Here is a 23,886-nt window from a genome sequence, read left to right as displayed (position 1 = left end):
CTGGAATACTGGGTCCATGGCCAACAACTCCCCAAATGCCGCTGTTTCCGTGGAATCCCCTACCCGTCAGAGGGCCTTGGCTTGTCTTCGTGAGCTTGTGGGGCACCCCGAAGCAGACTTCCATGACGGCCAGTTCGAGGCCATCGAGGCATTGGTGGACGCGGGGCGCCGTGCGTTGGTGGTCCAACGCACGGGTTGGGGAAAATCCGCGGTCTACTTCGTCTCCTCCTTGTTGCTGCGCCAACGGGGTGCCGGTCCCACGTTGATCGTGTCTCCTCTTCTCGCGCTTATGCGGGACCAAGTGGCAGCGGCCGCACGGGCGGGAGTCCGGGCAGTTGCCATCAACTCGGCCAACGCGCTTGAGTGGGATACTGTCCTGGCCCAGTTGGCAGCTGACGAGGTAGACGTTCTCCTGGTGTCGCCGGAGCGCCTCACCAATCCTTCGTTCAGGGAGAACCAGTTGCCCGAGCTGATCCGGAGGACCGGATTGCTCGTTATTGATGAAGCCCACTGCATTTCGGATTGGGGCCACGACTTCAGACCCGATTACCGGCGCATCGCGGATCTCATTGCCCAACTGCCCGAATCGGTTCCAGTCCTGGCCACCACGGCCACCGCTAACTCCCGTGTGGTTCACGATATTGAGGAACAACTCGGCGCCGGAGTGTTGACCATTCGCGGTGCACTGGGCCGCGAGTCACTGCGGCTCGGCGTTCTCAACTTGCCCGACTCCCGCGACCGCCTGGGCTGGCTGCTGACGCACTTGGCGGACCTCCCCGGCAGCGGAATCATTTACACGCTGACCGTCTCCGCCGCAGAGGACACTGCCCGGCTTCTTTCCGAGGCTGGACACAATGTCTTGTCCTATACCGGCCGGACGGATCCTTCCGATCGGGAGCGGGCAGAACAGCTCCTCAAGGACAACCAGGTCAAGGCGCTTGTGGCCACCTCCGCGTTGGGTATGGGATTCGACAAACCGGACCTTGGTTTCGTCATTCACCTCGGAGCGCCGTCCTCGCCGGTTGCCTATTACCAACAGGTTGGACGAGCTGGCCGAGGCGCAGCCAATGCCGACGTCCTGTTGCTTCCAGGCTCCGAGGACCGCGAAATATGGCAGTATTTCGCCACCGCGTCCATGCCCTCAGCCGAAAAAGCCGACGCCGTGTTGAGGGTGCTTGGTGAGGCGAACGCGGCCATGTCCACGGTGGCGCTGGAAGCCCGCGTGGATCTTCGGCGCACGCCTCTGGAACTCCTCCTCAAGGTCCTGGCCGTTGACGGGGCAGTTGAACGCGTGGGTGGCGGTTGGCGGGCTACCGGACGGTCATGGAGCTACGATGCCGAACGATATGCGCGTATTGCGGAAGCTCGGGTGGATGAGCAGGATTCCATGGTGATTTACCAAGACACCGCAGGTTGTCGCATGGAGTACATCACCTCGGTGCTCGACGACGACACCGCCGCCCCTTGCGGCCGTTGTGACAACTGTGCTGGACGCTGGTTCCCAGTGGACATCGCAGCGGCTGCAGTTGATGCAGCAGGCCAGACGCTCCGTCGAGCCGGGATCGTGGTGGAACCGCGGCTCCAGTGGCCCAGCGGAATGGACAGGCTGGGTGTGGGAGTCAAAGGCAAGATCAAGCCGGACGAAAGCATTTCCGAAGGCCGTGTCCTGGCAAGATTGACCGACTTGGGTTGGGGCGGTGCGCTCCGCGAGCTCTTTGCCGCCGGGGCACCCGATCGGTCAGTGGACCCCGCTATGCTGCAGGCCTGCGTTCAGGTGCTGCGCGAATGGTCGGGGGCCGACGGCGGAACTGCCTGGAGCGGGGTTGGGCGACCGGCGGCCGTTGTCAGCATTCCCTCAAGGAGCAAGCCAGAACTTGTGGACTCCCTGGCGCAGGGAATCGCCGGCATAGGGCGGATGCCATACCTGGGTCAACTGCAGCCAGAGCACGGCGGTCCCACGGGATCACGTGGCGGCAACAGCGCTTACAGGCTCGCGGGAGTATGGGACCGTTTGGCCGTTGGCCCGGAATTGGCGCAGGCACTGGCAGGTATTGGTGACCAGCCAGTGCTCTTGGTGGACGACCTCATCGACAGCCGCTGGACACTCACCGTTGCGGCGAGGGCGCTCAGGCGGTCGGGAGTAGGTGGCGTGCTACCGATCGCCCTGGCCCAGGCAGGGTAGCGCGCAGGCTGGGATGCTCACCGGGAAACGTTCAACCGGCGTAGTGCTTCAAGGCGGGACAGCGCGCTGAAAAGCGTCATGTTGTGAACGCTCCCACTGTGCCTCTATAGGATCGAGCAAACACGCCCGCCTGCTGATGCGGGCCACCAGACAAGACTTGGACCGGAGCCATGAGCACAAACCCGAGCAAAACCGACGTCGAAGCGGCCAACGAAACCAGTTGGCGCCCGCGCTTGGCACTGCTGGTGGCGGCAACGTTCTTCATGGAGTTTCTCGACGGAACTATCCTCACTACCGCCATCCCCAGCATTGCATCCGATTTCCGCGTGGCACCGGCTGACATCAACATCACTATGACTGCCTATTTGGTGACGGTGGCAATGGGCATCCCGTTGAGCAGTTGGCTTGCCGAGCGGTTCGGCGCCCGCAGGATATTCTGCCTGGCGATATCGGTGTTTACTGTTGCCTCCCTTCTCTGCGCAGTAAGCACCGACTTGACCATGCTCACGTTGAGTCGGGTGGCGCAGGGGGTAGGCGGCGCCATGATGGTTCCTGTGGGCACCTTGGTGGTTTTGCGGGGCACGCCCAAATCCGACCTTCTCCGTGCCACCGCCTATTTGGTATGGCCAGGCCTGTTAGCCCCGGTTTTGGCTCCGATGGTGGGCGGCGCCCTCACCACCTTTCTGTCGTGGCACTGGATCTTCATCATTAACGTGCCCCTCGGCTTGGCTGCCTTCATTGCGGCACTGAGGTTGGTTCCGCGGACTCAATTTGATGCCAAACGCCGTCTTGACTGGTTTGGCCTGTTGCTGACTACCTTGGGCGTGGGTTCCCTTGTGGTGGGTCTGGAAACGCTGGGCGGACACGCATCCAATGTGCTGGCTGTTGTGGTGGTGACTGCCGGCGTAGTGTCCCTGGCCGGCGCCGTCTGGTGGATGAGCAAAGCAAGGGTTCCGCTGTTCAACCTCAGCGTATTTGGCACCAGGACTTTCAGGGCGACATCCACCGGCGGATTCATTTACCGCCTGACCATCAGCTCCGTTCCGTTCTTGCTGCCGCTGATGTTTCAGGATGGATTTGGCTGGGATCCCTTGAAGGCCGGGGTCATGGTCGCCGCAGTCTTCGTGGGCAACATCGGGATCAAGCCTGCCACCACACCCCTGATAAGGCGCTTCGGGTTCAAGCCGGTCCTCGTCTTTGCATCCTTCGCGTCAGCCGTGACGTTTGCCTTGTGTGCGTTCCTGAATGCCCAGACGCCCGAGCCCCTCATCTTCGCTCTGTTGCTGTTCAGCGGGGCCTTCCGATCCATAGGCTTCTCCGCCTATGCCTCCGTGCAGTATGCAGATATCGTCCCGGGGCAACTGCCCTCGGCCAACGCCATCTCAGCCACCCTCGTACAGTTGGCAGCTGCGGCGGGTATCGCCGTGGGCGCGTTGTTCCTAAGGCTGTTCGAGACAACGGATGTGCTCGGGGCGGACCACGTGGCGGCCTACAAGGGGGCTTTTATAGCCATGGCTGTCCTCATGCTGGTCAGCACAGTGGACAGCCTGAACCTGCACCGGCACGCTGGCGCGGAAGTCAGCCACGGAGCCAAGCGGGGGTGACGTAGTGCAGCTAACCCCGTTAGCCAGCGCTCGCGTAGGCCCTGGCCGTTAAACGCAAAAGGTCCCGGTTCGAAAACCGGGACCCATTCGCGGAGACGGGGGGATTTGAACCCCCGGTGGAGTTGTGCCCCACACTTCATTAGCAGTGAAGCCCATTCGGCCGCTCTGGCACGTCTCCATTTGCTATTGCTAGCCCACCAAGGATACGCAGAACGTGCCTTCCAGTGCAAAACCGCCGTCGATCGGCTGCCCATTTCGATGACTCGCTGCTGGCCGTGCCGTTCGCACGGCCTTACGTGCAGCGGGCCATCGAAACGGAACCTCAGTTGCTCCCGGCCAGTACACGCCAGAGGAAGTGGTTGCTTCGGGCTTGGAGTGCGGCTGCCTGCCTGTTGTCCGAGGCGCCGGCATGTCCGCCTTCGAGGGCTTCGTGGAACCAGACATTCGGGATACCCATTGCCTGCATCCGCGCTGCCATCTTTCGGGCTTGGACGGGGCCTACCCGATCATCCGAGGTCGCAGTCCAAATGAAGGTTTCGGGGTACTCGACGCCGTCGTGAAGCAGGTGATATGGCGAGAAGGTGCGGATGAACTCCCACTGCTCGGGCACGTCTGGGTCTCCATATTCCGCGATCCATGAATAACCTGCGGAGAGTTTGGTGTAGCGGCGCATGTCCAGCAATGGCACGCCGCAGGACACCGCACCGAACAATTCGGGGTGCTGGGTCAGCATGTTGCCCACCAACAGCCCGCCATTTGAGCCGCCCACGCAACCGAGCCGACGGCGGCTGGTCACGCCGCGGGAGATCAGGTCCTGTGCCACGGCGGCAAAGTCTTCGTAGGCGCGGTGCCGCTTTTCCTGCAGCGCGGCCCGGTGCCACGAGGGTCCGTATTCGCCGCCGCCACGGATGTTCGCCACAACATACACGCCGCCGCGTGTATGCGAGCCGGGACCGTCAGCCAAGGCAGCAGCGGAAGTGCGACGCTCCAGCCAAGCCCTGCCAATGGTGCCGCTGTAGGCGGGGGTACGGGAAACTTCGAATCCGCCATAGCCGGAAAGCTGCGTGGGATTTTGTCCATCGAGGACCAGATCCTTGGAGGCCACCTGGAAGTAGGGGACTTTGGTCCCGTCCGCTGAGACAGCGAAATGCTGCTGGACCTCATAGTCGCCATCATTGAAGAACGACGGCGATCGCTTCACCACGGCATGCTGGCTGGCAACGCCCGCAGTCGGGTTGCCGGATGAAGCCACGCCGGATGAAGCCACCGCCCCTGCCGTGAGGGTCCCCCGCGTGAGGGTAGTTGGCGTAGTGAAACCTGTGGCGACCAACCAGTAGTCATTTCCGGCCCTGGAGGCCGAGCCAGCCCCGGAATCGTCTTCGTCGTCCACGGCATACGCATTGACGTCGTGAAGCGGCGGGCACGCGTCCAGTACGGTGGCGACCCAGCCGGCGTCGGAATCCACACGGGAAGGGTCCAGCACCCTGATTTCGGAAGAGACGTCGCGCAGGAGGTTGAGCAGTAGATAGTCCTTGGTCCAACTCCATGACTGCAGCGACGTGTGATCATCGGGGGTAAACAGCACCACAAATTGCCGCGATCCAGCCAAGTAGCCCTCGAAGTCCGCGGCGAGCAAGGAACCGGCTGGGTACGTAGTGCCGGAAACGTCCCAGTCCTTCTGCGGGCGGAACATCAGCCATTCGCGGTGGGCGCTGATGTTCACGTCGGTGGGCACGTCGATTGCGACCCATGAGTCGTCGCGCAACAGCCACGTTTTGCGGTTATAGAAGTCGATGTAATCTACGGCGAAGGTCCGTTCGAAGCCCGGGGTTGAATCGTGAGCCACGATGGCCAGCATGTGGTCTTCGGGGATGTCGAAGATCCGCTCGGCCTGGGCAAGGGATTGGCCGCGACGCAGCTTCACGCCGGTTCGGGCGTACGACGAGGTGGTTGCGGGCAACCCCTCTGCCGTACTGGAGACCAGCAGTGTGTCCGCATCCAGCCAACTCACGTTGCCTTTTGCCGTGGGCAGATCGAATCCGCCAGCGGCAGGGTCAACAAAGGTGCGGGATTCGACGTCGAACTCGCGGTGGCGGTTGGCGTCGCCGCCGTCGGGAGACAGCGATACCATCGCGAAGCGGTACGTGTCCGCGTCCAAAGGGCGGAGGAACCCGGCCCCATGAAACACCCACTCGACGCCTTCTGCGGCGGCGAGGGCATCGATGTCCAGCAGTATGTCCCATTCGGGTGCCTCGGAAACATAGCTCTCCCACGTCGTCCGCCGCCAAAGGCCCTTGGGGTGCTCCTGGTCCTTCCAGAAGTTGTAGTAGTAATCGCCGCGCTTGTTCACCATGGCAATCCGGTCCGTCGAGTCCAGGACCTCCAGAATGCCGGCTTCAACCGCTGCGTAGTCTGCGTCCTCCAGCAAATCCTCGGTTCGCGCGTTTTGTTCGCGGACCCAGGCCAGTTGTTCTTCGCCGTGAATGTCCTCCAACCACACGTTCTCATCCGTGGGCTCGGGCGCAATGGTCGCAGCGTGGCGAGGCCCGGACTTGGTCTCCAGATCCGTGTCATTGTCAGGAAGGGGCGTCTGATCAGCTTCTGTGGTGGTCATCGCCCCATCCAAGCAACACTTTTCAACTGGAAGCAAGTCACGCAGAAGTTAGGCTTGAGCGTGGCTAAATCGCAAATCAATCGTGTTGCCCTCATTGGGGCCGGCCCCCGGGGCACGAGTGTCCTTGAGCGGTTGCTCGCGAATTGGGCTGCGGGGGCCACCAGCCGCGCAAACCGGACCGATACAGGGTCCCGCACACTGCACATCCACGTTGTGGATCCTTTTCCTGCCGCGTCAGGCCATGTGTGGCAGCCGGAGCAGTCCAGGCTGTACCTGATGAACACGCAGGCGTTCTATCCGACGCTCATCCCTGAAGACCCCAAGCTCGCGCCGCCCCTCGCAGGCGGTTCCTTCGACCAGTGGCGCGCTGCCCGACGTCGTGATGGAGAGGGCCTGGACGATGCCGAAAAGGCGGAGTTGGCCACACTCGAGTCCCACGATTTTCCCAGCCGGGCGCTCTACGGACGGTACCTGCGGCAGACTTTGGCAGAGCTGCTTCAGCGAATACCCGACGGCGTGGAGGTCACCTTCCATGAGACGTCGGCCGTAGCGGCACGCCCGGTCCCGGCCAGCTCAGGCATCACAACTGGGCAAGCGTTCGACGTCGAACTCGCCGACGGCTCTACGCTCACCGTCGGCTCCGTGGTCCTCGCGCTCGGGCATATCGAGTCCCGTTTGAATCCCGAGCAGCGTTCGTTCCAACGGGCGGCCGATGAACACGGCCTCCTCTATTTCCCGCCTGCACCGCCGGCCGACGTCGACTGGCAGCGGGTGCCGGATAACGAGCCCGTCCTGGTGCGTGGGATGGGACTGAATTTCTTCGATGTCATGGGCCAGCTGACTGAGGGGCGCGGAGGCAAGTTCGTCGAAGCCGGCGCACCGGGAGCCGGAGTTCTCGAGTACCGGCCGTCTGGCAGGGAACCTAAGATCATCGCAGCGTCCCGGCGCGGAACCCCGTACCGGGCAAAGGCCGGCTTGACTGGGTATTACCCCAGCAGCATCACCATGCGTTACTTGACCGAGGCGGCGGTGGACCGTTTCAGGGCAGCCGGTATCCAGCCGGGATTCGACCATGATCTTTGGCCGCTCCTGCACCGCGACGCCTTGTGGGCTTACTACTCCACTTTGGCCAGGTCCCAGCCTGCTGCCATTCGCGATGCAGCGCAGTTCCTCGCAGACCTCGAAGATGCCTTGCAGCCCCACGCCCACACCACGGCCAAGTGGGAAAGCGATGTCGCAGCCTTGGTGGACAAGCATGTGGTTGCCTCCCGCCGACTCAATGTCCGCGGGCTCGCTGCGCCGTTGGCCGGCCGGACGTTCGCGTCCCGCCGGGAACTGGATCTGGCGGTAACGGCATATCTTGACGACGATGCACGGCGCTCGGCACTGGGCGAAGCGGATCCCGTGAAGATGGCAATTGGCGCCCTGCACACGGGCAGGGCGATCCTGAAGTCCGTTGTGGCTGATGGTGGTATCACGGACGAATCGTGGGTCGCTGAATTGCGAGGATGGTTCGAATCGTTCGTCGAAGGCCTTGCGAGCGGGGCCCCGGCACTGCGTTCGGAGCAGCTGGCTGCTTTGGCGCGTGCCGGCGTCGTTGGTTTCGTTGGGCCCGACCCGAAGTTCAGCGTGGATAGAAGCGCCAAGGTTTTCCGGGCGGTTTCGCCGTGGGTCCACGACAAGCCCGCCGAGGCGCCCACTTTGATTGAAGCGATGTCGCCGGCCAACCGGGTGGGCATGAATATTTCTCCACTCCTGGAACAACTCATGGCCGACGGCCTTGTCCGAACCAAAATCATGATGAGCGCCGAGGGTACGCCGGTGCAGACAACGGGACTGGATGTGGAACCGCACCCGTATCGGCCTGTGGCGTCCAACGGCTCTGTGACCCGGGGGATGTATGTTTTGGGCCTGCAATTGTCGGCCACCCAGTGGGGAACAGCCATTGCCGCAGAGGCGCGTCCAGCGACAGGGAAGGCTTTCGCCAGCGGCCAGCGAACCCTGCGGGATGCGGACGAAATCGCTCGTAGCATTCTGGGCAGCTAGCTGCTTTTGCTGCGCATCTGGTTCGCTATGAGGAGTTCCAAGCGCGGCTCGAGAAGGACGCCAAGCGCGGGGAGGAACCCGAGCTGGCTAAGGAGTAACCGGCACTGCACGGGTCCTGATGGCTGCCTCTGCTCGGGAGGCAGCCAGCAGGAACCGGGCGTTCAGTGGTTTAGCTGGCTGGCGTCATATTCTGGATCACCTTGAAGACGGCACCTGTAGGGTCCGACAACGTGGCCAACCGTCCAAAGGGAGTATCTTCTGCAGCTTCCATAACGGTAGCGCCCAGGGCTGTGGCCTGTTCCACGGTGGCGTCGGTATCGTCAACCGCGAAGTACACGCTCCACATGGATGGAACCTGCTCCGGGAGGAAACCGGCTGCGTCCATAATCCCGGCCTTGGCATCGTCGCCAGCCCCCAGAGTGGTGTAGCGGAACTCCGGGGTATCGCTCATGACCGAAGTATCCCAACCGAAGACGTTTTGGTAGAAGTTGACGGCCGACTCGTAGTCCTTCGCGAGTAGCTCGTGCCATGCCGGGGCACCGGACTCTGCGGCGACCTCATAGCCCTTCATTTCACCGAACTGCCAGGCTCCGATTGAGGCACCTGAAGAGTCGCCATACATGGCCATGCTGCCCTGTTCGGGAACATCCATGGGCTCGAGGTAGACCTGGCCACCGTTGGCGGCAGCGGCCTCGGTGGTGGCTTTGATGTCGTCCGTGCGCAAGTACGTTGACCACACATCCGGCATGGCACCCATGTCTTCCTGCTTCTGCATGATGCCCGCAACCATGCGCCCATCTTTGGAAGCTGTGATGTAGCCCCCGTACTTCTCCTGATCGCCCGTCTGGTAAGTCCAGCCAAAGAGTGCGCTGTAGAAGGACTTGGCTTTTTCCGTATCAGATGTCATCAGATCAATCCAGCACGGTGCGCCGGTGGTGATGTCAGGCGTAGGCATAAGTGAGGCTCCTGTGTTTGCTCCGCGGCGAAAGCCACGGCTGTTTGTCGGCGGTTGTGAGGACAAGCAGAACACTATGCGGGGGCTATGACAGTTTCAATGATTTTCTGGGTGTCAGTTCTCAGATCCGGATGAGAGTCCAACATCTGGCCCCGGTTTTACGCCGAAAATGCCCCGGGTTCGTGAACCCGGGGCATCTGCTGGCGGAAGGTAAGGGATTTGAACCCTTGGTACGGGGTTACCGCACACTGGTTTTCAAGACCAGCTCCTTAGGCCGCTCGGACAACCTTCCCTGCCTAGTAGTGTTTCATAGGGAGTTGGCTGTTCCAAAACATCACGTGCTCCAGTCCCTGCCCCGGGCCTGGATGTACAAGCAAGAAACCGGGAGTTCGTCATGAAAGCCGTCTTTATTTCCGAACCAGGCGGACCCGAAGTCCTCGAAGTCCGTGACGTACCGGCACCGGTGCCGGGCGAGGGCGAAGTACTGATCGACGTCGTAGCTGCTGGCCTCAACCGTGCCGACGTCCAGCAGCGCCGCGGCTTCTACCCACCGCCGCCAGGGGCCTCGGAAATTCCCGGGCTGGAGGTCTCCGGCCGCATCGCGGCTTTCGGCCCAGGAGTCACCAAAGCATTCTCAGTGGGGGACAAAGTAGTGGCGCTGTTGTCGGGCGGGGGATATGCCCAGCAGGTCGCCGTGCCCGCAGAGCAAGTACTGCGACTACCCGACGGCGTAGACCTGGTCACCGCTGCGGCACTGCCCGAGGTGGCGGCAACCGTGTACTCGAACCTCGTCATGACGGCCCAGCTACAACCCGGGGAGACTGTCCTCATCCACGGCGCCACCGGCGGCATCGGCACCATGGCCATCCAGCTCGCCAAGGCGTACGGGGCAAAGGTAGCCACCACCGCCGGCTCTGACGAAAAAGTTGGCACAGCAAAGGCCTTCCTCGGTGCCGACATCGCCATCAATTACAACGAGGAAGACTTCCCAGAAAGCCTCAAGGCTCAAAACGGAGGCAAAGGCGCGGACGTGATCCTCGACGTCGTGGGCGCCAAGTACCTGCAACAGAACATCGAAGCGCTCGCCGACTACGGCCGGCTGATCGTCATCGGCCTGCAGGGCGGAACCAAAGCCGAGATAAATCTGGGCCAACTACTCAGCAAGCGCGCCGCCGTGATCGGCACGGCCCTTCGACCCCGCCCGGTGGCCGAAAAGGGCATCATCATGTCCGCCGTACGGGAGTCCGTGTGGCCGATGCTCGCTGATGGCCGCATCAAGCCCCTGGTGGCCAAATCATTTCCGCTGGATCGGGTCCGCGAGGCACATGAATACTTTGATTCCGGAGAGCACGTAGGAAAGGTCCTCCTGCTCCTCTAACAGTCACAGCAGCCCCTTCCACGCAGGACGTCCGCCAACCACCCCCCAGTAGCGAGGAGCCTCATGTCCATCCGGCACAGTCTGCTTGCCCTGCTTCAGGACCAGCCCCGGTATGGCTATGAGCTGCGCGTCGAGTTCGAGGACCGCACGGGTGCCGCCTGGCCGCTGAACATCGGTCAGGTGTACACCACGCTGGACCGGCTTGAGCGCGACGGCCTCGTCAGCAACGACGGCGACGACGGCGGCGGCCACGTCGTTTACAGCATCACGGACGCCGGGGTGGAGGAGGTCGCGGCTTGGTTTGAGGGAGCGGTGGACCGAGACAACCCGCCGCGGAATGAAATTGCGATCAAGCTGGCGCTCGCCGTGACACTGCCGGGCGTGGACGCCTCGGCTGTCATCCAGTCCCAACGCGAAGTTTCCGTTCGCGCCCTGCAAGAACATACGCAGACGCGGAAGGCCGTCTCAGCCAACCAACGCTCCTCAGACACCGCATGGCTCCTGGTGCTCGATTCCCTGATCTTTCAAGCCGAGGCGGAAGTGCGCTGGCTGGATCTTTGTGAGGCGCGCATGGTCCAGTCGCAGGGCAACAGAGGGCTCAGTTAGTACGCCCACCGCAGGGGTACTACCGCTTATCGCAGGACCATGGGCGTTCCGGTGTCACCTGCACGTTCTGTATGTCCTCTTTGTTAGCGTGCCCTGACTGTTCAGCGCACCCGCGGCCACCACCGCAGCAGTTCTCAAGGAGGAGACACGGGCATGACCCCTGACCATACAGAACCTGACCAAACGGAACTTGACCGAGCAGAACTCGATCGAACAGAAGTTGATCGAACAGAAGAAGAGAAGGGCGCCGATCGTACGCTGCCCCCAACCGCCGTGGACGAGTCTGTTCTGGAGGCCGATGACCGAAGGTGGACTCCGGCGAGGATCGCAATCTGGGCGGCGATTTCCCTGCTGGGGGCCGTGGCCTGGTTCATGCTGGCATTGGTCCGCGGCGAGACCGTCAACGCCATCTGGTTTGTTTTCGCAGCCGTGTGCACCTACCTGATCGGCTACCGCTTCTACTCGAAGGTCATTGAGCAGTACCTCCTCAAGCCCAATGACCGCCGCGCCACTCCGGCCGAATACAAGGCCGACGGCAAGGACTACGTCCGTACTGACCGCAACGTCTTGTTTGGTCACCACTTTGCCGCCATTGCAGGCGCGGGACCGTTGGTGGGTCCGATCATTGCAGCACAGATGGGCTATCTCCCCGGCACTATCTGGATCATCATCGGCGTCGTTCTTGCCGGTGCGGTGCAGGACTACCTGGTCATGTTCTTCTCCATGCGCCGTGGTGGCCGTTCGCTGGGCCAGATGGCCCGCGAGGAACTCGGTGTCATTGGTGGCACTGCGGCGCTCGTGGCAACGCTGCTCATCATGATCATCATCGTGGCCATTCTTGCCTTGGTGGTGGTCAACGCCCTGGGTGAAAGCCCGTGGGGCGTGTTCTCGGTGGGCATGACAATTCCCATTGCACTCTTCATGGGCGTCTACCTGCGTTATCTTCGTCCGGGCAAGGTCATGGAAGTCTCCATCATTGGCTTCGTTCTCCTGATGGCAGCCATTATTGGTGGCGGTGCCGTGGCTGGCACCGAATGGGGCGCGGCCTTCTTCCACCTGGACAAGGTCACCATCGCCTGGGGCCTCATCGTCTACGGTTTCATCGCGGCCATCCTGCCTGTGTGGTTGCTCCTTGCGCCGCGTGACTACTTGTCTACGTTCATGAAAATCGGCGTGATCGTGATGCTCGCTGTCGCCATCATCGTGGTTCGCCCGGAAATCAGCGTCCCGGCGTTCAGTGAGTTCGCTGGCCGTGAGAACGGCCCGGTCTTCTCCGGGGCGCTCTTCCCGTTCCTCTTCGTCACCATCGCCTGTGGTGCCTTGTCCGGTTTCCATGCACTCATCTCGTCGGGAACCACTCCCAAACTGATCGAGAAGGAACGTCAGACCCGCTTCATCGGCTACGGCGGCATGTTGATGGAGTCTTTCGTGGCCATCATGGCGCTGGTAGCTGCCATTTCGATCGATCGCGGCATCTATTTCGCCATGAACGCGCCACTGGCACTTACCGGTGGCACGGTTGAATCGGCTGCCCAGTGGGTGAACAGCCTTGGCCTGGCCAACGTCAACATCACTCCTGACCTTCTGGCGCAGACTGCCAAGGACGTGGGAGAGGAGAGCATCATTTCGCGCTCGGGTGGAGCCCCTACCTTGGCGGTCGGCCTGGCCCACATCATGCAGCAGTTCATCGGCGGCCCGGCAATGATGGCTTTCTGGTACCACTTCGCCATCATGTTCGAGGCACTCTTCATCCTCACGGCCGTGGACGCAGGAACCCGCGTTGCCCGTTTCATGCTGCAGGACTCCATCGGCAACTTCGTGCCCAGGTTCAAGGAGCCCGCATGGCGCCCGGGTGCTTGGCTGTGCACGGCCATCATGGTGGGAGCATGGGGTGCGGTACTCTTGCTTGGCGTTACGGATCCCCTGGGCGGCATCAATACGTTCTTCCCCTTGTTTGGCATCGCAAACCAGCTCCTGGCTGCGATTGCCCTGGCAGTGTGCATGGCCATCGCGGCCAAGCGCGGGGCTTTCCGTTACCTCTGGATAGTGGCAGTGCCCCTGGCCTTCGCAGCCGTTGTCACCATCACGGCCAGCTTCCACAAGATCTTCTCGCCGGTTCCGGCAGTGGGCTACTTCGCCAACAACCAGGCATTTGCGAAAGCCCTGGCAGATGGCAAAACGCAATTCGGGACGGCAAAGACAGTCGCAGCCATGGAAGCGGTGGTCCGCAATACTGCGATTCAAGGCGTGCTTTCGGTCATCTTTGTCGCTTTGAGCATCATTGTGATCATCACTGCAGTGGTGGCGACAGTCAGGGCTTTCCGTGCCGGTGGCGGGAAGGACCACGAGGATCCGGCTTTGCCTTCCAAGGTCTTTGCCCCTGCCGGGCTGTTCCCGACCTCCGCAGAGAAGGATTTGCTGGCCGAATGGAATGCCTTGCCGGCCGCGCAGCGGACACAAAAGGCCGGGCATCACCAGTGATTTCCATAGCAAAGGGCCTGAGGTGTTTTCGAGGTTTTGCCGCGTACATCAGCTCGCTCATGGGCGCAGACGCTTACCGGAAGTACCTTGAGCACTTCACGTCCACGGGTCACTCCGGTCCTGCCATGACAGAACGCGAGTTCTGGCGGGACCGGATGGACCGGCAGGACAGCAATCCCCAGGGCCGCTGCTGCTGACGTGCAGTTTCGCTATGAACGAAGTCCAAAATCCGGTCCTGGACCTCGGTTCCCGCAAAGCGCATGAGAGTATGAACGGATGAGCGATCTGAACGACATTCAGCCCACGGATGAGGCTTCGGACGACACCCCCGTGGAGGGAACCACCTTGGACGAGGGCACCAGCACGCCCAGTGAACAGCGTTCCGGCGATGCCGTACCCGCCAAGGATGCCAAGCCCAGGGGCACGAACCTCCAGGAACTTGTTGACGAACCGGCCAAGGTAATGAGGATCGGCACCATGATCCGCCAGCTCCTTGAAGAGGTGAAAAGTGCGCCTCTGGACGATGCCGCCCGTGGCCGGCTCGCAGAGATTCACGAGCGCTCCATCAAGGAACTCGAGGATGGATTGGCTCCGGAGCTCATCGAAGAACTGGAACGCATCAGCCTTCCCTTCCCCGATGAAAAGGCGCCCACGGACGCAGAGCTTCGTATCGCCCAGGCCCAGCTTGTCGGCTGGTTGGAGGGACTTTTCCACGGCATTCAGGCTGCTGTCGCGGCACAACAGGCCGCGAAAGCGCAGATGCAACTGCGTCAGCTTCCGCCGGGAACCGTCATTGCACCGGGCATTGTCATCGGCGAAAATGGTCAACCCCAGAGGGCCGCTGCACCGGGTGTTCCCGGTGCGGCCGCCCAGGGCCGGCCAGAAGATCCGGACCATGGCCCGGGCCAGTACCTCTGAGCTTGACCGTGGGTTTCTTTGGGGCCGTCCGACAAGGGCGGAAGGACGATCTTGAGCTCGGCAAGGGACTCTGGCGCCGCGCCCACGATCGCTTTCACCGCGGACTGGACCGGTACCACCAGGTTCTTGAGGGTGTCGACGACGACCAGCTCTACAACGAGCTCGTGGAGATCGCGAATGAGCTGGCTGAATTGTCGCCTCGTGTGAGGAGCATCTGCGTGGAAGCCCAAAAGAGGGCGCCGAGCGATGGCTTGGACGTTCCTGGTTCCCTCGCCGGCGTTCACCGCGCTTTGTCCAAAGCTGGAAATTCCTTGGCCACCACAGCAGAGGCAGCGGCCATGCTTCGGCTGGCCGTTGGACCCGTCCCTGTGGGCGCATTGTCCGTTAGGCGTAGGGCGGAATCGGTCTTCGAACAGGTTGCCGACGCCGAACGCCAACTGCGGGCTCAAGGCACCCAATAAAGGAAGCGTGTGCAAATACTGGCGCTCGCCTGTATTTCCAAATTGCAAGCAGTTAAGCGGATAGCTGATCTCTGTAATATTTGGTGCCTCAGGCAACCCTTTGCTGGCAGGATGGCACACATGACTTCGTCACCAACACTTACTTTCAACGACGGCAACACCATCCCCCAACTCGGCTACGGGGTGTGGCAAGTTGAAGACGATGTAGCCGAAAAAGTTGTCCGCCAGGCATTCGAAGCGGGCTTCCGCCACATCGACACCGCAAAGATTTACGGGAACGAGTCTGGTGTAGGCCGCGCCATTGCTTCCTCTGGCCTTTCTGCGGAAGAAATCTTCATTACCACCAAGCTGTGGAACGCCGACCAAGGCTATGAGTCCACGCTGGCCGCTTTCCAAGAGTCCATGGACCGCTTGGGCCTTGAGACCCTGGATCTCTACCTCATCCACTGGCAGCAGCCCAAGCAGGACAAGTTCGTGGACACCTGGAAGGCCCTCATTGAGCTGAAGAAGCGCGGTCGGATCAAGTCCATCGGTGTTTCCAACTTCACCAAGGAAGGCCTGCAGCGCCTCATCGATGAAACCGGTGTTGTTCCGGCCATCAACCAGGTGGAACTGCACCCGTTCTTCAACCAGGCTGACCTTCGCGAGTTCAACGCATCCAAGGGCATCCTGACGCAGGCTTGGTCGCCTCTTGGCCAAGGTGGGGAACTGTTGGAGAACGCCACGGTGGCCGAAATCGCAGCCAAGCATGACGCCACCCAGGCCCAGGTCGTCATCGCATGGCACCTGGCCATCGGCAACGTCGTGATCCCCAAGTCCGTTACGGAATCCCGTATCCAGGAGAACTTTGCCGCCTTGGGCGTGAAGCTGGACGACGCCGACGTCGAGGCCATCAATGGCCTGGACCGTGGTGCCGAAGGCCGCATCGGCCCCGACCCGGCAGTCTCCGACTTCGCATAAACCCGAAGCCTGACGCAGGTGCCCCATCCCTTACTCCGGGGCGGGGCACCTGCCCTTTAACACCCGACGCCGGTACTTGCCTGGCCGCGCCCGGCACCTCACATTCTGCGTCAGCAGGCCGGCCGGTTGAGCACGTCGCTGGACACCCGTTGTTTGAGCAGTGAGCCAGAAGGCCCGGTCAGCAACTTCCGGTCTTCCACCATGACAGTCCCGCGCAGCACCGTCATGCTTGGCCACGCCGCCACACGGTAGCCCTCCCACGGCGTGTAGTCCGCCTCGTGGAGGTCGGAGGCGGTGATCCGGCGGTCCACCGTGGTGTCCAGAACTGCCAGGTCCGCGTCGCTCCCAATGGCGATGACGCCCTTTTGTGGGTAGAGGCCGAGGATCTTCGCGGCGTTGGCAGAGGTGATGTCAACGAACCGTGTCAGGTCCAATCCACGCTTTGAGACTCCCTCTGTGTACGCCACGGCCATGCGCATCTCCACCCCAGCATGGCCCCCGGTTGCGTCCAGGATCGTCTTTCCACGCGTCTTGACGTCAAGGTCTGTGCAGACGCCGTCGGTGGCCAGGGTGCTGAGCGAGCCCTCCAGCAGCGACTCCCACATTGAATCCCGGTCCGTCTCCGACTTTAGCGACGGGTACGTGTGATAGATCGCGCCGTTCTTCTGCCGGTAATCGTCAGCGGTGAAGTATGCGTAATGCGGGAGGATCTCTCCATAAACAGCTTGGCCGCGTCCCCGGGCTTCACGGATTGCATCTACGCCCTCGCGCGCACTGACATGCATCAAATAGATGGGAGCCCCAACATGATGAGCCAGCGTGATGGCGCGCTGGAAGGAGAGCTTCTCGGACAAGTTGTTGTGGGCATGGTGCATGTACTCGATGCCGATCTTGCCCTCGCGCTGCAACTTCTTGTAGGAGTACATCACGATGTCATCGTCCTCGGCATGCACGGCAAGCATTGCTCCGGCAGCTGCCGTCTGCTCCATCAGCCCCCACATATTGCCCAGGTCAGTTTTCTGTTTGGGCCGGGTCGGCGTCGTATTCGTCATCCACACTTTGTAACTGCCATGGCCCCCGGCCACCGCGTCGGGGATCTGCTCCAGGACCTCGAAGGGGATTTCGGGCTCCTTGAATGTCCCGTGCAGCGCGTAGTCCGTGTAGGTGGAACCGGCCCACTCGGCCGATTTCCGGGCGAACGACTCAGACAATTCGTCGCCTGGCTTCCAGTGGGCGAAGTCCACCAGCGTGGTTGTGCCGCCATAGATGGCGCCCTCGCTCACCCGGTCAGGGCCGAAGCACATGATGCCGCTCTCCGCCGCGGTGGGAAGTACCGAGTTGGTGTGCACATGCGGATCGACTCCGCCGGGAACCACCAGCTGACCCTTCAGGTCCAACACGCGCCGGGCTTCATCGGGCGTGCCGACTCCGGTGGCGCGCAGGGACACGATCTTGCCTTGGACTATGCCGATGTCAAGGCGTTCAGCACCCGAGGGCGTGACGACCAATCCATTGGTCAGGAGGAGATCAAACATGAGAGACCTGCGCATTCGTAGTGTCGGGAGTTTCCAAGGAGAAGGGTTCAGTGCCGAAATAGCGGGAGGCAAGCGTGACCTTGGCCGAGACCCGGGCGTTGACCAGCTGCGAAACGGACACGTCCGCGGCGGCGCTCAGCAGCATCGCGGTCTTCTCCCGTGACCATTGCCTGTCGGTTTGGAGAAGTTCCAGCATGTCGTCCAAGGCGAGCCTCGCCGCCTCATCCAGAGTGTCGCCGTCGCCAATTGTGATGACCGAACCGCCGCTGAGGACTACCGGCCGCTGGCTGCGGGCCGTCGGTTTCGCTGCAGCTGGAAGTGTGGACTGGGAAACGACTGCGCAGGAGAGCCGCACGCTGCCTTCGACCTCGACCGCCGTCAGTGAGCACTCGCCATCGCCCTGCGCGGCGTGAAGGTCACCGGCGTACACCATCGCCTCGGCTACCTGGACTGGGATCACGACGGCGGAACCTGCTGTTACGTCCTTGCAATCCATATTGCCGCCATGGATTCCCACCGTGCTGGAGTTCGGGCCGGCGCCCACAGGTGCCACTCCGATTTTCCCCACCATGGGACGGACCGGAATGACGGTGTCTTCGTCGAACACAACATGCCCGTCCACGATCTCCACCACGTGGCCTGCCCGCCCCAGGCCGTCAGTGAACCCGCCCCGTCCTGGCAGAGTCACCATCGCACCGCGAGGGTCGATCCTGATTTCGTGGATGTCTATTCGCAAAATATCGCCCGCGTTCACTCCGCGGACGGCGATAGGACCAGTGACAGGGATGGACAGCTTTTCGTACTCCCCGGTCTCCTCGAAAAGGCCTCCGGTAAGCAGGCTGCGCGCATCCAGCCAGAAATGCTCGCCTTGGTCGACGGTAAGTTCTGGTTTGGCTGCGGACTCAAAGAAGAGTGAGGCGTTGCCAAATCCGACGCGCGGCACTTTTTGCAGCGTCTTCGTTTCATTCATTGGTGCCTCCATTCAGGACGGGTAGACGGGGATAGCCCATTTCTGGTCCTGGGCGACCTGCCCGATCACTGCCCTCCGGTAAAGGTCCTGGAGGCTGCGGGTGAGGTCCCCGGCGGTTCCCTTGCCGATAGTGGTGCGGTCAACCGAGGCCACATGATTTACCTCTGCGGCACTGCCGCAGACAAAGACTTCGTCAGCTGAGTACAGTTCTGTGCGGTCGATGGCCCGGACGTCAACGTCCAGGCCCAATTCGGTCCGGGCAAGGTGCAGGACGCTGTCCCGGGTGATTCCCTCAAGGATGCTGTCGGTTACAGGGGGCGTGCATAGCCTCCCCTGGCGGACCATGAAGACGTTGTAACCGGCCCCTTCAGCCACATGGCCACTTTCGGTGAGAAGCAGTGCCGCGTCATAACCGTTCCGCTTGGCTTCCAGCAGGGCCAGTCTGCCGTTCTGGTAATTGGCAATCGACTTGACCCTGGGTGGCATGGACCGATCGGAGAGACGGGCCCAGCTGCTGATTTGCACATCCAGTCCGGTAGCGCCGAAGTAGTTGCCCATGGGAATGGCTGCCATGAAGACTGTTGAGGGACCCGTGTCTTCCGGCTTGCCATCCTTTGAGTCGACAAATACTTGTGCCCGCATATGGAGATTGCCCCGCAGATCGTTGGCGCGAATGAGTCCAAGCAGCTGCTCGCCGAGCTGGCCGATGTCCTGCGGTCCGTCTATTTCCACCACCCGCATGGAATCGATCAGTCGCTTCATATGGTCGGCCACCCTGAAGGCATACAGTTGCTGGTCGTCCTCGCTCCAGTACGCGCGGAAGCCCTCAAAAACCCCGACGCCGTACTTCAGCGATGTGCTCAGCACATGGAGGCGGGCATCGGCATAGTCCACCAGCTCGCCGTCGTGGAGAAGGTACTTCACTGGCTGGGCTGGAGCTGGCTGCCGAGTGGCAACTGCGGCTGCTGCTTCTTGAAAGTCGTCCATTGTAGGTTCCGTTCCTCGTTCATCTGCGCTGGCGGCTTCATCTGCGCTGGAGGCGTCGACAGCAGCCAGCTTCATCTCAAGCGGCACTTAATCACTATATTGAAGACAGTTGGCGGCGGTGTCAATGATGCGTACGTGTCTTGTGGCTCGCCTCTGGGCTCGCGTAGTCGAAGGAGTCGCAATCACCGAGGAATCTGCCATCCGGGCTCGCAGCGGCGCCAAACCGGCGATTTTCCAAAAAAGGAGTGCAATTCGTCACACTTGGCGCTACAGTCAAATTCAATAAAGTGATGAGACTTTGATATGAGGCTCTGGCCCGTCAAGGTCCGAACAGGAGCTGAACATGCACCAGCCACCGATCCGCAGTCAGGACGATCTTCAATACATTGTGAGTGGGCTCAACCGGAGCAAGCCTGGGGATTGCCTCTCAACCACGCACGGACTCCGCGAGGAGGCTCCATGAGCATTCAAGGTCTTCCGCGTACATCGCCCGGCCTCCGAGTCACCGGGTGGGCCCGCCGGGGCCAGAGCCTCTTGATGAACCGATCCAGCACCATCATGGTTGCCGTCGCCGTAACTATCATTGTGGGGTTACCGCTGATGGCTATGGTGGCTCCGCTGCCGCACGACCCGCTACGTCCGGATACAGACGCCATTGGTATTGCACCCAACGGAACCCATTGGTTCGGAACTGATGGAAACGGCATGGATATTTTCTCCCGCACCATCGAGGCCGCGAAGCTTGACCTGCCAGTTGCGCTCGCCGCCACAGCGTTGTCGCTGGTGGTTGGCGTTCCTTTGGGTCTGTTCGCAACCAGTGGCAAGCTCGGCGATGTCATCATGCGCGTCATTGACGCCTTCGCAGCCCTTCCGATCATCGTGATCGCAGTGGTCTCCATCAAGCTCATGGGCGGTGGGCCAACGGATGTGGTCCTTGCAATTGCTATCGTGGCCGCGCCCAGATTTGTGCGACTTTCCCGCGCTGCGGCCCTGGCACTTCGGTCCGCACGCTATGTGGAGGCTGCGGCAGCGATTGGTTGTTCACCCATCCGCATCGCCTTCAACCACATCTTCCGTAATGCCTATGGCGTCGTCCTGGTGCAGGCAACGCTCACCGCTGCCAATGCGCTCGGAACCATTGCTGCCTTGAACTTCCTTGGCGTAGGGGTGAAACCTCCTACGCCTACCTGGGGGGCAATGATCAACGACGGTGTCAGCATGCTGATTCGCGGGGAATGGTGGGCTGCTGCCTTTCCCACCCTTGCGATGCTCCTGGCCATTGGTTCACTCAACGTGATCGCAGGGGGAATCGAAACCAAGATCGAGCGAGTGGAAAGGGCACGATGATGACAGGACTCCACGTACAGGACCTCGTGACCGAGTTCCACTCCCGGGGCGGCGTAACGCGGGCCCTGCACGGTATTTCCTTCGATGTCGGCGCCAACGAAGTCGTAGGCATCGTGGGCGAGTCGGGATCAGGGAAGTCCACTGTGGTGCGCTCGGTAATCAAGCTGCTGATGCCTCCCGGTCGTGTCATGGAAGGTACTGCCGAATTCCATGGCCAGGATCTGATCCGCTTACCGGAGCGTCAAATCCGCCATATCCGCGGCAAGGAGATCGGCTTCGTGGCGCAGAACCCCTTCAGCGCACTGAACCCCGTTGTCCGGATCGAGAAGCAGTTCGCGAACATTGCCAAGGCCCACGGGCTGAAAGCGGACGGTGAATTACGTGGCCGTGCGCTCGAATTGTTGGCTTCCTCGGGCGTCAACGAACCCGAACGCGTTATTCGTGGCTATGCGCACGAACTCAGTGGCGGCATGGCACAGCGCGTTGTCATCGCCATGGCGCTCTACCTCAACCCACGCCTGGTCATTGCCGACGAACCGACGACGGCGCTGGACCTCACTGTGCAGCGGCAAGTGCTGGACACGCTCACCAGGTTGACGAAGGGGAGTGGCCGATCGATGTTGATCGTCACCCATGACCTTGGAGTGGTGGCCAACTATTGCGATCGCGTCCTTGTGATGTACCGCGGCCGGATTGTTGAACATGGTCCCGTGTCCGAGGTTTTTGTCCACCCAAAGGATCCTTACACCGTGTCCCTGCTTGATTCTGTCGTGCAGCCGAAAGCCGCTGTACAGCCGAAAGCCGCTGCGACTCCCACGGCAGAGCCAGGAGCCGAGAGGCCTGACGGCACACAGCCGAAGAGTGCCGACATAACAAAACCCACCGTTCTCTCCCCGTCCAGGAGTGCCTAGCCATGCCCATCATCGAACTGAAGGATGTTCGGAAAACGTTCCGAAGCCCCCAAGGGCAGCTTGTCACGGCGGTGGACGGAGTTTCACTTGCCGTCGAACGGGGCGAAACCTTGGGGATCATTGGTGAAAGCGGCTCCGGCAAGTCCACGCTGGGCCGCCTGATTCTTAGGCTCATTGAAGCAGATTCCGGAACCATCCTCCTGGAAGACGAGGACATCCGGGGCTTGTCGAAAGCACAGCTGAGGAAACGACGCCGGCGCTGGCAGATAGTCTTCCAAGAGCCTTTCGCGTCACTGAACCCCCGTTTGACGATCCGCCAGATTGTCGAGGAGCCTCTGATCGTTGCAAAGACATACGGCTCGCGGGCTGAACGTCTGCGCCGTGTCACGGAAACGCTCGAAGAAGTGGGATTGTCCCAGGAATTCCTCAGCAGGCGTCCCGCGAACCTCAGTGGTGGCCAGCAGCAACGGGTGGGAATCGCCCGCTGCCTGGTGACTGACCCGACGTTGATAGTCCTGGATGAACCGACGTCCTCGCTGGACCTGACGATCCGGGCATCAATCCTGCGCATGCTGGCCAAGCTCCAAGTGGCCAGGGGATTGACCTACGTCTTCGTCTCCCACGACATCGATACAGTCCGTCACTTTTGTACGAGCGTGGCTGTAATGCATCGGGGACGGTTCGTCGAGACGGGTTCCACGGATGACGTTCTTTCAAATCCCCAAGAGTCCTACACCCAGACCCTGATGTCCGCGGCGATGCCTCCCATTCCCTATAACCCAGGAGCCAAGGAGGCCATGGCATGATCCGCTACATCCTCTCCCGTCTTGTTATTGCGTTCCTGCTCCTGTTGGGGCTCATTAGCCTGAGCTTTGGCCTGGTTTCCTTGCTCCCCGGCAACCCGGCGGTGGCCCTCCTCGGCGAGTATGCCACTGAAGCTGATATCGCCCGCATCAATGCCCAGCTTGGGTTGGACCAGCCATTTTGGGAACGCTACTTCCACTACATTGGCCGTACTTTGAGTGGGGACCTGGGGAATTCGTTCTTCACGGGAAGCTCCGTTTCGAGTGAGATCTGGACACGGTTGCCCAACACGCTTGTCTATCTTGTGCCTGGGCTTTTGCTGGCCCTGCTCATAGGCATGGGAATGGGCACCCTTGCGGCCTACCGATATGGGCGCCCGGCAGACAAAGCATTCACGGCCGGCGTTTCTGTCCTGATGGCCATGCCGGAGTTTGTCCTGGCGCTCCTTCTCCTCTTTATCTTCTACCAACAACTCCATTTGGCCCCCGCACCCTTGGGTATGTTGTCCAGCTCCGATATCCCTCCACCCAAAGTCACGGGATCTTTGGCGCTGGATGCCATGCTCGCCGGGCAATGGGGGACCATGCAGTCCATTTTCAGCAGGGCGGTGCTGCCGATCATTACCATGGGGTTGTTTTTTGCGGCTCCTTTTGGAAAGACCGTTCGGACAGGTCTCCTCCAAGTGCTCAACTCACCGCAGATCGAGTTTGCGAGGGCGTGCGGATTGAAGCCGCTGCAGGTATTCCGTTACGCGCTCAGCGACGTGCGCGGGGCTTTGATGACCTACATGGTGCTGTTGTTCGCTGCTGCACTGAGCGGCGCGGCAATTGTGGAAAGTGTCTTCTCCTGGCCAGGCGTTGGTGGCTGGTCATTGGACGGAGTGCTTAAGGGCGATGTACCCGTCATCCAAGGATTCGTGCTGATCATGGGTGCCACGAGCCTCCTTGGGTACGTGCTGCTGGACACCCTTATCACGCTCCTCGATCCGAGGACCCGAAACAACGTCGTCCACGGGGTAAAGCGTCCCTCGAAGCTGGGCCCTGCGGCACAGCCAGCGGTGGAGCCCGTTGTGCAGCAGGGCTAGCCCTAAGAAAATCCTTGACAAAACCTTCAGATTCAATAGATTG

At 61.3% G+C, this 23,886-nt stretch carries 19 protein-coding genes and 2 tRNA genes; 14 read left to right on the top strand and 7 right to left on the bottom strand.

The window, feature by feature from the left end:
• Nucleotides 1-16 precede the first annotated feature (16 nt).
• Together AC1DD7_RS06965 and AC1DD7_RS06960 are read left to right on the top strand one after the other, a co-directional pair.
• The gene (locus tag AC1DD7_RS06965) at nt 17-2,182 is read left to right on the top strand and encodes a RecQ family ATP-dependent DNA helicase (protein ID WP_477514368.1); all 2,166 of its coding nucleotides are present in this window, start codon (nt 17-19) and stop codon (nt 2,180-2,182) included.
• Nucleotides 2,183-2,352: 170 nt separating this feature from the next.
• Nucleotides 2,353-3,786, top strand: a complete 1,434-nt coding sequence (locus AC1DD7_RS06960) for an MFS transporter (protein ID WP_477514367.1) — start codon at nt 2,353-2,355, stop codon at nt 3,784-3,786.
• Between the two features lie 90 nt (nt 3,787-3,876).
• Here AC1DD7_RS06960 and AC1DD7_RS06955 read toward each other — a convergent pair.
• Together AC1DD7_RS06955 and AC1DD7_RS06950 are read right to left on the bottom strand one after the other, a co-directional pair.
• Nucleotides 3,877-3,964 (bottom strand) — tRNA-Ser (locus AC1DD7_RS06955).
• Nucleotides 3,965-4,108: 144 nt separating this feature from the next.
• Nucleotides 4,109-6,400, bottom strand: a complete 2,292-nt coding sequence (locus AC1DD7_RS06950) for a prolyl oligopeptidase family serine peptidase (RefSeq protein WP_477514366.1) — start codon at nt 6,398-6,400, stop codon at nt 4,109-4,111.
• A gap of 60 nt (nt 6,401-6,460) precedes the next feature.
• Here AC1DD7_RS06950 and AC1DD7_RS06945 point away from each other — a divergent pair, with 60 nt between their 5' ends.
• Complete coding sequence (locus AC1DD7_RS06945) at nt 6,461-8,446, top strand: FAD/NAD(P)-binding protein (RefSeq protein ID WP_477514365.1); 1,986 nt, start codon at nt 6,461-6,463, stop codon at nt 8,444-8,446.
• A 169-nt stretch (nt 8,447-8,615) separates the two neighbouring features.
• On the opposite strand, the gene AC1DD7_RS06940 is transcribed toward AC1DD7_RS06945, so the two are convergent.
• Together AC1DD7_RS06940 and AC1DD7_RS06935 are read right to left on the bottom strand one after the other, a co-directional pair.
• Complete coding sequence (locus AC1DD7_RS06940; RefSeq protein WP_477514364.1) at nt 8,616-9,401, bottom strand: VOC family protein; 786 nt, start codon at nt 9,399-9,401, stop codon at nt 8,616-8,618.
• 201 nt (nt 9,402-9,602) lie between these two features.
• A tRNA-Ser gene (locus tag AC1DD7_RS06935) sits at nt 9,603-9,693 on the bottom strand.
• Between the two features lie 102 nt (nt 9,694-9,795).
• On the opposite strand from AC1DD7_RS06935, the gene AC1DD7_RS06930 reads away from it, so the two are divergent.
• The 7 genes from AC1DD7_RS06930 to AC1DD7_RS06900 all read left to right on the top strand — a co-directional run bounded on the left by AC1DD7_RS06930 (nt 9,796) and on the right by AC1DD7_RS06900 (nt 16,205).
• Nucleotides 9,796-10,779: an NAD(P)H-quinone oxidoreductase gene (locus AC1DD7_RS06930; protein ID WP_477514363.1), complete on the top strand. Its 984-nt coding sequence runs from the start codon at nt 9,796-9,798 to the stop codon at nt 10,777-10,779.
• Nucleotides 10,780-10,842: 63 nt separating this feature from the next.
• Nucleotides 10,843-11,385, top strand: coding sequence for a PadR family transcriptional regulator (locus AC1DD7_RS06925; protein ID WP_477514362.1), 543 nt, complete (start codon nt 10,843-10,845; stop codon nt 11,383-11,385).
• A 153-nt stretch (nt 11,386-11,538) separates the two neighbouring features.
• Nucleotides 11,539-13,866 (top strand): carbon starvation CstA family protein, encoded by a 2,328-nt coding sequence (locus tag AC1DD7_RS06920; protein WP_477514361.1) that lies wholly within the window; start codon nt 11,539-11,541, stop codon nt 13,864-13,866.
• Nucleotides 13,863-14,063, top strand: coding sequence for a YbdD/YjiX family protein (locus tag AC1DD7_RS06915; protein WP_477514360.1), 201 nt, complete (start codon nt 13,863-13,865; stop codon nt 14,061-14,063). The genes AC1DD7_RS06920 and AC1DD7_RS06915 overlap by 4 nt, the downstream gene beginning before the upstream one ends.
• 79 nt (nt 14,064-14,142) lie before the next feature.
• On the top strand, nt 14,143-14,784 hold the full coding sequence (locus AC1DD7_RS06910) for a bacterial proteasome activator family protein (protein ID WP_477514359.1): 642 nt from the start codon (nt 14,143-14,145) through the stop codon (nt 14,782-14,784).
• Nucleotides 14,785-14,792: 8 nt separating this feature from the next.
• Entirely contained in the window at nt 14,793-15,245 is a 453-nt protein-coding gene (locus AC1DD7_RS06905; protein ID WP_477514530.1) for a hypothetical protein, read from the top strand.
• A gap of 120 nt (nt 15,246-15,365) precedes the next feature.
• The gene (locus AC1DD7_RS06900) at nt 15,366-16,205 is read left to right on the top strand and encodes an aldo/keto reductase (protein WP_477514358.1); all 840 of its coding nucleotides are present in this window, start codon (nt 15,366-15,368) and stop codon (nt 16,203-16,205) included.
• Between the two features lie 110 nt (nt 16,206-16,315).
• On the opposite strand, the gene AC1DD7_RS06895 is transcribed toward AC1DD7_RS06900, so the two are convergent.
• Genes AC1DD7_RS06895 through AC1DD7_RS06885 form a run of 3 tightly spaced genes read right to left on the bottom strand, consistent with a single transcriptional unit; the run spans nt 16,316 to nt 19,784 of the window.
• Complete coding sequence (locus AC1DD7_RS06895; protein WP_477514357.1) at nt 16,316-17,740, bottom strand: dihydroorotase; 1,425 nt, start codon at nt 17,738-17,740, stop codon at nt 16,316-16,318.
• The gene (locus AC1DD7_RS06890) at nt 17,733-18,710 is read right to left on the bottom strand and encodes an acetamidase/formamidase family protein (RefSeq protein ID WP_477514356.1); all 978 of its coding nucleotides are present in this window, start codon (nt 18,708-18,710) and stop codon (nt 17,733-17,735) included. The genes AC1DD7_RS06895 and AC1DD7_RS06890 overlap by 8 nt, the downstream gene beginning before the upstream one ends.
• Before the next feature lie 12 nt (nt 18,711-18,722).
• A complete protein-coding gene (locus tag AC1DD7_RS06885) occupies nt 18,723-19,784 on the bottom strand; it encodes a branched-chain amino acid transaminase (protein ID WP_477514355.1) in 1,062 nt (353 codons plus the stop codon).
• A gap of 372 nt (nt 19,785-20,156) precedes the next feature.
• On the opposite strand from AC1DD7_RS06885, the gene AC1DD7_RS06880 reads away from it, so the two are divergent.
• Genes AC1DD7_RS06880 through AC1DD7_RS06865 form a run of 4 tightly spaced genes read left to right on the top strand, consistent with a single transcriptional unit; the run spans nt 20,157 to nt 23,843 of the window.
• Nucleotides 20,157-21,044, top strand: a complete 888-nt coding sequence (locus AC1DD7_RS06880; RefSeq protein WP_477514354.1) for an ABC transporter permease — start codon at nt 20,157-20,159, stop codon at nt 21,042-21,044.
• Complete coding sequence (locus AC1DD7_RS06875; RefSeq protein WP_442004758.1) at nt 21,041-21,955, top strand: ABC transporter ATP-binding protein; 915 nt, start codon at nt 21,041-21,043, stop codon at nt 21,953-21,955. Before AC1DD7_RS06880 ends, AC1DD7_RS06875 begins: the two co-directional genes overlap by 4 nt.
• A 2-nt stretch (nt 21,956-21,957) precedes the next feature.
• Nucleotides 21,958-22,761: an ABC transporter ATP-binding protein gene (locus tag AC1DD7_RS06870; protein ID WP_442004759.1), complete on the top strand. Its 804-nt coding sequence runs from the start codon at nt 21,958-21,960 to the stop codon at nt 22,759-22,761.
• The gene (locus AC1DD7_RS06865; protein WP_477514353.1) at nt 22,758-23,843 is read left to right on the top strand and encodes an ABC transporter permease; all 1,086 of its coding nucleotides are present in this window, start codon (nt 22,758-22,760) and stop codon (nt 23,841-23,843) included. The genes AC1DD7_RS06870 and AC1DD7_RS06865 overlap by 4 nt, the downstream gene beginning before the upstream one ends.
• Nucleotides 23,844-23,886: the final 43 nt, after the last annotated feature.

It is taken from the genome of Paenarthrobacter sp. 10L412, assembly GCF_056395565.1.
This window is presented reverse-complemented; position numbering and strand designations above follow the sequence as displayed.